Origin of the sequence: Streptomyces sudanensis, from assembly GCF_023614315.1 — a bacterium.
GTDB classification, from domain to species: Bacteria; Actinomycetota; Actinomycetes; order Streptomycetales; family Streptomycetaceae; genus Streptomyces; species Streptomyces sudanensis.
Genome location: NZ_CP095474.1, coordinates 1827085 through 1835290 on the forward strand (window position 1 = coordinate 1827085; position 8206 = coordinate 1835290).

Here is an 8206-nt window from a genome sequence, read left to right on the forward strand (position 1 = left end):
GGGAGGCGCGCGGCGGCCCGGGCGGGGCGTCCGCGGGGCGGCCGGGCGGACCGGTCAGAGGGCGGCGACGCCGTGGTTGCGCAGCGACTGGCCGTACTGCTGGAGGACCCACAGCTCGTTCTGGACGGCGGCGAGCCGCTCCGGGTCGCCGTGCGCGCCCAGGCGGGCGAGGGTGCCCTGGACCTCGCGGACGCGGCGGTCCACGGCGCGGAGGCGGACCTGGACCAGTTGCTCCCCCGCGTACGCCTCGTCGACCGTGCGGGCGAGGACGGCCTCCACGGCCAGCTCCGTGACGAGCGCGCGGACCGTGTCGTCGGGGGCGGCCTCCCGGACGCGGGCCAGGTAGCCGGGCGCGTCGTCGACGCCCCCGGCGGCGCCGCCCGCCTCGGCGATGGTGCGGCGCACCGCGGCGTAGGGCGGGGCGGTGAACTCGTCGGCGCCGTACGCGTCGAACGCGGGCGACACGAGCGCCGGGTACTGCAGGGCCAGCTTCAGCAGTTCCCGCTCGGTGCGGTGGGCGGGACTGCGGAGGTTGAGCGCCGGGCCGGTGAAGGCGGGCGCCNGGGGGCGCGCGGCNGNCTCGGCGGGCCNGCGGGGCCCGCGCCGGGGCGGGGGCGGCCGTCGGGGGCGCCGCCGCGCTCGCGGGCCCACCGGGCGATCTGCGCGACCCGCTTGACGACGAACTGCGTGTCGAGGATGCCGAGCATCCCGGCCAGTTCCACGGCGACCTCGTGCTGCGAGGCGACGTTCTTGATCCGGGCGACGACCGGTGCGGCCTCGTCGAGGGCGGCGGCGCGGCCGGCCGGGGTCTCCAGGTCGTACCGGTTGACGATCTGCCGCAGCGCGAACTCGAACAGCGGGGTGCGCGGCTCGACCAGCTCCCGCACGGCCTCGTCCCCCTTCGCCAGGCGCAGCTCGCAGGGGTCCATGCCGTCCGGGGCGATCGCGATGTACGTCTCGGCGGCGAACTTCTGGTCGTCCTCGAAGGCCCGCAGCGCGGCCTTCTGGCCGGCCGCGTCGCCGTCGAAGGTGAAGATCACGCGGGCGGAGCCGTTGTCCATCAGCAGCCTGCGGAGGATCTTGATGTGGTCGCCGCCGAAGGCGGTGCCGCAGGTGGCGATGGCGGTGGTGACGCCGGCGAGGTGGCACGCCATGACGTCGGTGTACCCCTCGACGACGACGGCGCGGCTGGCCTTGGCGATGTCCTTCTTGGCGAGGTCGATGCCGTAGAGGACCTGCGACTTGCGGTAGATCGGCGTCTCGGGCGTGTTGAGGTACTTGGGGCCGTTGTCGTCGTCGCGCAGGCGCCGGGCGCCGAAGCCGACCACGTCGCCGGCCACGTCCCGGATGGGCCACATCAGCCGGCCGCGGAAGCGGTCGACGGGGCCGCGGCGGCCGTCCTGGGACAGCCCGGAGAGGATCAGCTCCTTGTCGGAGAAGCCCCTGCCGCGCAGGTGGCGCGTGAGGTGGTCCCAGCCGGCCGGACTGTAGCCGACGCCGAAGTGCCCGGCGGCGGCCTGGTCGAAGCCGCGCTCGGCGAGGAACCGGCGCCCGACCTCCGCCTCGGCGCCGCCGAGCTGCTCGGCGTAGTACTGGGCGGCGGCCTTGTGCGCCTCGATCAGCCGGATGCGCTCGCCGCGCTGGTGGGTGGGGTTGTAGCCGCCCTCCTCGTAGCGGAGGGTGATCCCGGCGCGGGCGGCGAGCCGCTCCACCGTCTCCGAGAAGGAGAGGTGGTCGATCTTCATGACGAAGGCGATGGTGTCCCCGCCCTCCTGGCAGCCGAAGCAGTGGAAGAGGCCCTTGCTGGGACTGACCTGGAAGGAGGGGGACTTCTCGTCGTGGAAGGGGCACAGCCCCTTGAGGTTGCCGCCGCCGGCGCTGCGCAGCTGGAGGTACTCGGACACGACGGCGTCGATCGGGACGGCGTCCCGCACCGCCTTCACGTCGTCGTCGTTGATCCTGCCTGCCACGCGGGGATTCTACGGGGGCCCGGAGGTGGCCTCGGCGGGGGCGCGGCCCGCCCTCCGGGGNNCCGGGNCGGGCCGNGCCCGGGTCAGGGCGCANNCNTTGGGGGCCGACGGGTCGGCCAGGGCCTCCGGGTCGACGGCGGCGCCCGCCGCGCCGGCGCGGACCAGGTCCCGGACCCGCCCCGCGCCGTCCCCCGCGCCCACGCTCATCCCGGCCAGGACCCGGCGGTCCTTCAGCCAGAACGCGAGGAACCGGCGCCCGCCCACGTCGCCGCGGAGCACCACCCGGTCGTACGAGCCGGGCGGCGCCCAGCCGGAGTGCTCCAGGGCGAGGCCGTACTGGCGGGAGGAGAAGGACGGCAGCCGGTCGTACGACACGTCCCGGCCGAGCATGGCGCGGGCGGCGGCCGGTCCGCCGTGGAGGGCGCCGTCCCGGTGCCCGGAGCGCAGCCGCACCCCCAGCAGCGGGTGGTGCACGGCCGCCACGTCCCCGGCGGCGTGGACGCGCGGGTCGGAGGTGCGCAGCGACGCGTCGACGGCGATGCCGCCGCCGTGGGCGGGGCCGGCGAGGGCGAGCCCGGCGGCCTCGGCGAGCGCGGTGCGGGGAACGGCGCCGACGGCGAGGAGCACGGCGTGCGCCGGGTGTTCCTCGCCGTCGTCGGTGCGGGCCGCGAGGACCTCGCCGTCCTGGCCGACGATCCCGGTGAGGCGGACCCCGAACCGGAAGCGGACGCCGTGCTCGGCGTGCAGCTCGGTGAGGACCTGCCCCAGCTCGGGGCCGATGAGCCGGTGGAGCGGGGTGGCGGCCGGTTCGACGACGGTGACCTCGGCGCCGTAGCCGCGGGCGGCGGCGGCGACCTCCAGCCCGAGCCGGCCGGCGCCGGCGACGACCAGGTGGCCGTTGTCGCGGCCGAGGCCGGCGAGGGCGGCGCGGAGGCGGTCGGCGTGGTGGAGGCGGCGCAGGCGGTGGACGCCGTCGAGGTCCGTTCCGGGGACGTCGAGGCGGCGGGGTTCGGCGCCGGTGGCGAGGAGGAGCCGGTCGTAGGGGACGGCGGTGCCGTCGCCGAGGCGGACCTCCCGGCGGTCGCGGTCGACGGCGGTGGCGGGGCGGCCGAGGAGGAGCTCGATGCCGGACCGGGCGTACCAGGCGGGTTCGTGGACGAGGACGCCGTCGCGGTCCTCCTCGCCGGACAGGTAGCCCTTGGACAGCGGCGGCCGTTCGTAGGGGGGTTCGGTCTCGTCGCCGACGAGGACCACCCGGCCGGGGAACCCCTCCGCGCGCAGGGTCTCCGCCGCCTTGGCGCCGGCCAGCCCCCCGCCCACGATCACGAAGGTCCCGTCCGCGTCGGCCACCTGCCGCCTCCCGCCCGGAATGCGTACCGCGTCCCGTTCCACGCTACGCCGCGCGGCGCTCGTCCGGCCGCCGCCCGCCCCGGGGCCCGCGCGGGAGCGGAGGAGGGCCTACCGGGCGCGGGGCGCGGTGAGGCCCGCGTGGAGGGCGCGGGCGGTGGCGTCGGTGAAGGAGGCGATCTGGTCGACGACGACCCGCTTGCGGGCCCGGTCGTCGGGCGCGGCGTCGAACAGGGCGCGGAACTGCGGGTCGAGTCCGTCGGGGGCGCGCCGGAGGAGCGCGTCGGCCAGTTCGGCGATGACGACGCGCTGGTCGGCGCGGAGGGCCTCCTGCTCGGCGCGCTGCATCACGTACCGGTCGGCGACGGCCTTGAGGACGGCGCACTCGTTGCGGGTCTCGCGGGGGACGACGAGCCGGGCGCCGTACCGGGTGAGGCGGCCGGAGCCGTACGCCTGGCGGGTGGCGCCCTCGGCGGCGAGGCAGAAGCGGCCGATGAGCTGGCTGGTGGCGTCCTTGAGGCGGGCCTGGGCGAGGGCGGTGCCGTCGTAGTCGCGCGGCCACCACTCCTGGCCGAGGAGCCGGTCGAGGGCGTCGGCGAGTTCCTGCGGGTCGGTGCCGGCGGGGACGTAGCGGCCGGCGGCGACGCGCCAGACGCCGGCCCGCTCGGGTCCGGAGAGGAGGAGGGCGGGGTCGATGTAGCCGGCGTGGAGGCCGTCCTCGAAGTCGTGCACCGAGTAGGCCACGTCGTCGGACCAGTCCATGACCTGCGCCTCGAAGCAGGTCTGCCCGGCGGGGGCGCCCTGCCGGGCCCAGGCGAACACGGGCAGGTCGTCCTCGTACACGCCGAACTTCGGGGAGCGCGGGTCGGTGGGGTGGGCGCCGCGCGGCCACGGGTACTTGGTGGCGGCGTCGAGGGCGGCACGGGTGAGGTTGAGGCCGACGCTGACGAGGTCGCCGGTGCCGGGATCGGGGAAGAACCGCTTGGGCTCGATGCGGGTGAGGAGGCGCAGCGACTGGGCGTTGCCCTCGAAGCCGCCGCAGTCCTCGGCGAACTCGTCCAGGGCCTGCTCGCCGTTGTGCCCGAACGGGGGATGCCCCATGTCGTGGGAGAGGCAGGCGGCTTCGACGAGGTCGGGGTCGCAGCCGAGCGCGGCGCCCAGTTCCCGGCCCACCTGGGCGCACTCCAGGGAGTGGGTGAGCCGGGTGCNGGGGCTGGCGTCCCAGGCGGGGNNNNGGGTGCGCCCCGCCGCGGCGCTCCCGGGGACGCGGGGCGGCGTGCCCGGGGTGACGACCTGGGTCTTGCCGGCGAGGCGCCGCAGGGCGGAGGAGTGCAGGACGCGCGCCCGGTCGCGCTGGAAGGCGGTGCGCCCGGGGCGCTTGTCGGGCTCGGCGGCCCGGCGCTCGGTGGCCGCCGCGTCGTACGCGCCGTCCCGGGGGGTCGTGCCGTCCATGCCGTCCGTGCCGTTCGTGCCGTCCATGCAGTGACGGTAACCGCCGGGGCCGGCGGCGGGCCCGGCGACAGGTCGGGCGGGGTGCGCGGGACGCCGGGGAGGCCGCGCGGCCGGCGGTCCGGCCGCGACCGGGGCGGCGCGGGCGCGGGAGCNGNCCGNNNGANNNCGNGNGGNNANATAGGTAACGCCCGGACCGCCCGCNCCCCGCACCCCGCCCCGGCCGGCGCCCGCGCGGCTGCCATCCTGGTGGCGACGGCGGTGTCCCACCCGGAGGTGCGCGAGCGTGACCGAGGTTCTGACCGTACTGACCACCACCGACGACGAGGCGAAGGCCGAGGCGCTGGCGCGGAGCGCGGTGGAGGCGCGCCTCGCCGCGTGCGCGCAGGTCTCCGGGCCGGTGGCCTCGGTGTACCGGTGGGAGGGCGCCGTCGAGACGGCGCGGGAGTGGCGGGTGCTGTTCAAGACGGCCGCCGCGCGGTACGACGCGCTGGAGGAGCACATCCGCCGCCACCACGACTACGACACCCCGCAGGTCGTCGCCGTGCCCGTGGTGCGGGGCGAGGGCGGCTACCTGGCGTGGGTGGAGCGGGAGACGGCCGGATGACCGCCGGCGAGCTGCCGTTCTTCGTGTACGGGACGCTGCGGCCCGGCGAGCGCAACCACGCCCTGCTCCTCCGGGGCCGCACCGCCGCGGCGGAACCGGCGCGGCTGCCGGGCGCCGCCCTCCACGACGGGCCCGGCTACCCGTACGCGGTGCGCGGCGGCACCGGCGAGGTCGCCGGGGAGCTGGTGCGCGCCGCGCCCGGCGCGTACGGCGGGCTGCTGTCCGCCCTGGACCGGCTGGAGGAGTACCACGGCCCCGGGCACCCGCTGAACCTGTACGAGCGCAGGCGCTGCGACGTGGTGCGGCAGCGGGACGGAGCCCTGGTGCCGGCGTGGGTGTACGTGGCGGCGGCCCGCGCCGTGCCGGGGCCGCGGATACCCGGCGACGACTGGCTCGGCCGCCGGCCGCCCCGGGGCGCGTAGCGTCCCCGCCGTGCGCGGGGCGCCGGCGCCGACCGGGCGCGGCCCGGCGGGTCCCGGCCGGGCCGGGCTCAGCCGGCCGACGCGAGGGCCTCGGTGACGCCGGTCTCCGCACGGCCGAGGAACACCGGGTCGGGCCGCAGGACCACGTCCGCGGCGGCCTTCCCCGCGGCGGCGAGCTCGCGGAACGCGCCGTGGTACCAGGTGGCGTCGTGCGGTTCGGCGACCCCGACGCCGTACGACTCGACGCCGGCCGCGCGGCAGAGGGCGACCGCGCGCCGGATGTGGAAGCCCTGGGTGATCAGGACGGCCCGGTCGACGCCGAAGATCCGCTTGGCGCGGACGCAGGAGTCCCAGGTGTCGAAGCCGGCGTGGTCGCCGACGATCCGCGTGCCGGGCACGCCCCGCTCGACGAGGTAGGCGCGCATGGCGCTCGGCTCGTCGTAGCCGGCGCGGCCGTTGTCGCCGGTGACCAGGACGACCTTCACCCGGCCGGCGCGGTACAGCTCGGCGGCCGTGTCGAGGCGGTGCGCCAGGTACCCGGTGGGGCGGCCCTTCCACAGGCCGGCGCCGAAGACGACGGCCACGTCGCGGGCCGGCGCGCCGGCCGCCGTGCGGAGGCTGCCGGCGGTGCTCGTGTGCAGCCAGGTCGCCGGTGCGAGCGCCAGGACGCAGGCCAGCATCACCCCCTGGACCAGCCGCCGCCGTCCCCGCCGCGTGCCCGGCACCGGCCGGCGTGTTCGGTTCCGCATGCGTGCCCCTCCCCGGTGTGCCGCACGCGCTCCGCGTGCTCCCCCCGACCTGTCCGACGCGCGGACGCGGCCCCCGGTTCGCCGGGCGGCCGGGCGGCGGGTGTGACGTGCGTCCCCCGCCGTACCGGGCGGACTCCGCCGGGCGGGTCACTCGGGGCCCGCCCGCACCGGGTCGCGCACCGCCGGTGGGGGCGCGGGCCGGTGAGGGGCGGTCCGGGCGGCCCGGCCGCCGCCTCTCAGCCCGCGTAGGGGTGGGTGGTGCGGGCGGTGCGCAGGGCGCGGCCCCACCAGCCGAGCTGGTCGAGCATCCGCTTCGCGGCGGCGTCGGGCCCGGTGGGGTCCCTGAGCACGTCCCCGTCGAAGAGGCCGCCCGCGTTGTGGAAGGAGACCGTGTCGCGGACGGTGACCGCGTGCAGTTCGGCGAAGACCTGGCGCAGGTGCTCGACGGCGCGCAGGCCGCCGGAGATCCCGCCGTACGAGACGAAGGCGACGGGCTTGGCCTGCCACTCGGAGAAGTGCCAGTCGACGAGGTTCTTCAGGGGCGCCGGATAGGAGTGGTTGTACTCGGGGGTGAGGACGACGAACGCGTCGGCGGCGGCGAGCCTGGAGCCGGTCCTCGCCAGTTCGGCGCGGGCGGCGGGCGGCGGGTCCTGGGAGAGGGCGGTCGGCAGGTCGGTCTCGGCCAGGTCGATCACGTCGACGGTGAAGTCGGCGCGCGGCCGGACACGGGAGAGGAACCAGTCGGTGACGGTCGGGGCGAAGCGGCCCTCGCGGTTGCTGGCGACGATCAGGACCAGCCTCAGGGGCCGCCCCGCGGGCGCGGGGTCCGTGGCGGGGTCCGTGGCGGGGTCCGTGGCGGGGTCCGTGGCGGGGTCCGTGGCGGGGTCCGTGGCGGGGTCCGTGGCGGGGTTCGTGGTGGGGTTCGTGGTGGTGTCCATGCGCCAGACCCTCCTACCTCAACCAAAGTCGAGGTCAAGCGAGAGCTCCGTCACCCGTTCGGAACACCCCGCCGAAGTGCCCGGCTCGCGGCTCCGACCTGCGAAGACGCCCATGCCAAGGGGTTTTTTCGACGGATCGTCAGCAGGCGTCACGGGCGGTGGCGGTCTTGTCTCGAAGACAGGACACCAGCCCGAAGCGCTGCCCGGAGGACCCCATGCGCACCACTGCCCGCTCGCTGACCGGTACCGCGCTGGCGGTCGCCTGCCTCGGCGCCCTCGCCGCCCCCGCGGCGCACGCCGGCGACTTCGGGACCCTGGAGGTGTCCCCCTCGGTCGCCCGCCCCGGCACGAGCGTCACCGTCAGCACCCGTGCCTGCGGGCCGGACGGGTACGGCGTGGGCGACGCGCGGGCGCTCGGCGCCGGACGGTTCAAGGTGCGCCCCGGGGCCCACAAGGGCCTCGCGGTCGGCACCTTCCGCGTCCCGGAGCACGTCAAGCCGGGCACCTACGGCATCGGCGTGGCCTGCGACAACGGCAGGACGGCCCTGGGCCATCTGATGGTCCGGCACTCCGGCCCCACCCACCACCCGACGCACCACCCGACCCACGACGGGCCGCACGGCCATGTGAAGACGGGCGTGGGCGGCAGCGTCGGCCCCGACGCGACGCGGATCGCGACGGGCGCGGCGGTCCTGGCCGGCGCCGTCGCGGCCGGCGCCNNNNC

Annotated in this window: 6 protein-coding genes and 4 pseudogenes; 3 read left to right on the forward strand and 7 right to left on the reverse strand. The window is 77.3% G+C overall.

Annotation, left to right across the window (positions count from 1 at the left end):
* Nucleotides 1-54: 54 nt before the first annotated feature.
* The 5 genes and pseudogenes from MW084_RS08475 to MW084_RS08495 form a co-directional block, all read right to left on the reverse strand.
* A pseudogene (locus MW084_RS08475) lies at nt 55-562 on the reverse strand (DNA primase); the annotation flags it as partial.
* Between the two features lie 29 nt (nt 563-591).
* Nucleotides 592-1970: pseudogene (gene dnaG / locus MW084_RS08480) on the reverse strand (DNA primase); the annotation flags it as partial.
* A gap of 97 nt (nt 1971-2067) precedes the next feature.
* Nucleotides 2068-3320 (reverse strand): annotated as a pseudogene (locus tag MW084_RS08485) (NAD(P)/FAD-dependent oxidoreductase); the annotation flags it as partial.
* A gap of 108 nt (nt 3321-3428) precedes the next feature.
* Nucleotides 3429-4525, reverse strand: a 1097-nt coding sequence (locus MW084_RS08490; protein ID WP_275563536.1) for a deoxyguanosinetriphosphate triphosphohydrolase, incomplete at its 5' end; no start/stop codon positions are given.
* Nucleotides 4526-4552: 27 nt separating this feature from the next.
* Nucleotides 4553-4796 (reverse strand): annotated as a pseudogene (locus MW084_RS08495) (deoxyguanosinetriphosphate triphosphohydrolase); the annotation flags it as partial.
* Nucleotides 4797-5052: 256 nt separating this feature from the next.
* Between MW084_RS08495 and cutA the strand changes: the two are divergent.
* Nucleotides 5053-5373 carry a divalent-cation tolerance protein CutA gene (gene cutA / locus MW084_RS08500; protein ID WP_010468560.1) on the forward strand — a complete coding sequence of 107 codons (321 nt, stop codon included), beginning with the start codon at nt 5053-5055 and terminating at the stop codon, nt 5371-5373.
* Nucleotides 5370-5795: a gamma-glutamylcyclotransferase family protein gene (locus MW084_RS08505; RefSeq protein ID WP_010468558.1), complete on the forward strand. Its 426-nt coding sequence runs from the start codon at nt 5370-5372 to the stop codon at nt 5793-5795. The genes cutA and MW084_RS08505 overlap by 4 nt, the downstream gene beginning before the upstream one ends.
* Before the next feature lie 68 nt (nt 5796-5863).
* Here the strand turns inward: MW084_RS08505 and MW084_RS08510 are convergent, their stop codons facing one another.
* Both MW084_RS08510 and MW084_RS08515 read right to left on the reverse strand, forming a co-directional pair.
* Nucleotides 5864-6544: a SanA/YdcF family protein gene (locus tag MW084_RS08510; RefSeq protein WP_010468556.1), complete on the reverse strand. Its 681-nt coding sequence runs from the start codon at nt 6542-6544 to the stop codon at nt 5864-5866.
* Nucleotides 6545-6780: 236 nt separating this feature from the next.
* The gene (locus tag MW084_RS08515; RefSeq protein ID WP_010468554.1) at nt 6781-7482 is read right to left on the reverse strand and encodes an NADPH-dependent FMN reductase; all 702 of its coding nucleotides are present in this window, start codon (nt 7480-7482) and stop codon (nt 6781-6783) included.
* A 215-nt stretch (nt 7483-7697) separates the two neighbouring features.
* Between MW084_RS08515 and MW084_RS08520 the strand changes: the two genes are divergently transcribed.
* The coding region (locus tag MW084_RS08520; protein WP_275563537.1) for a hypothetical protein at nt 7698-8201 on the forward strand (504 nt) is incomplete at its 3' end.
* Nucleotides 8202-8206: the final 5 nt, after the last annotated feature.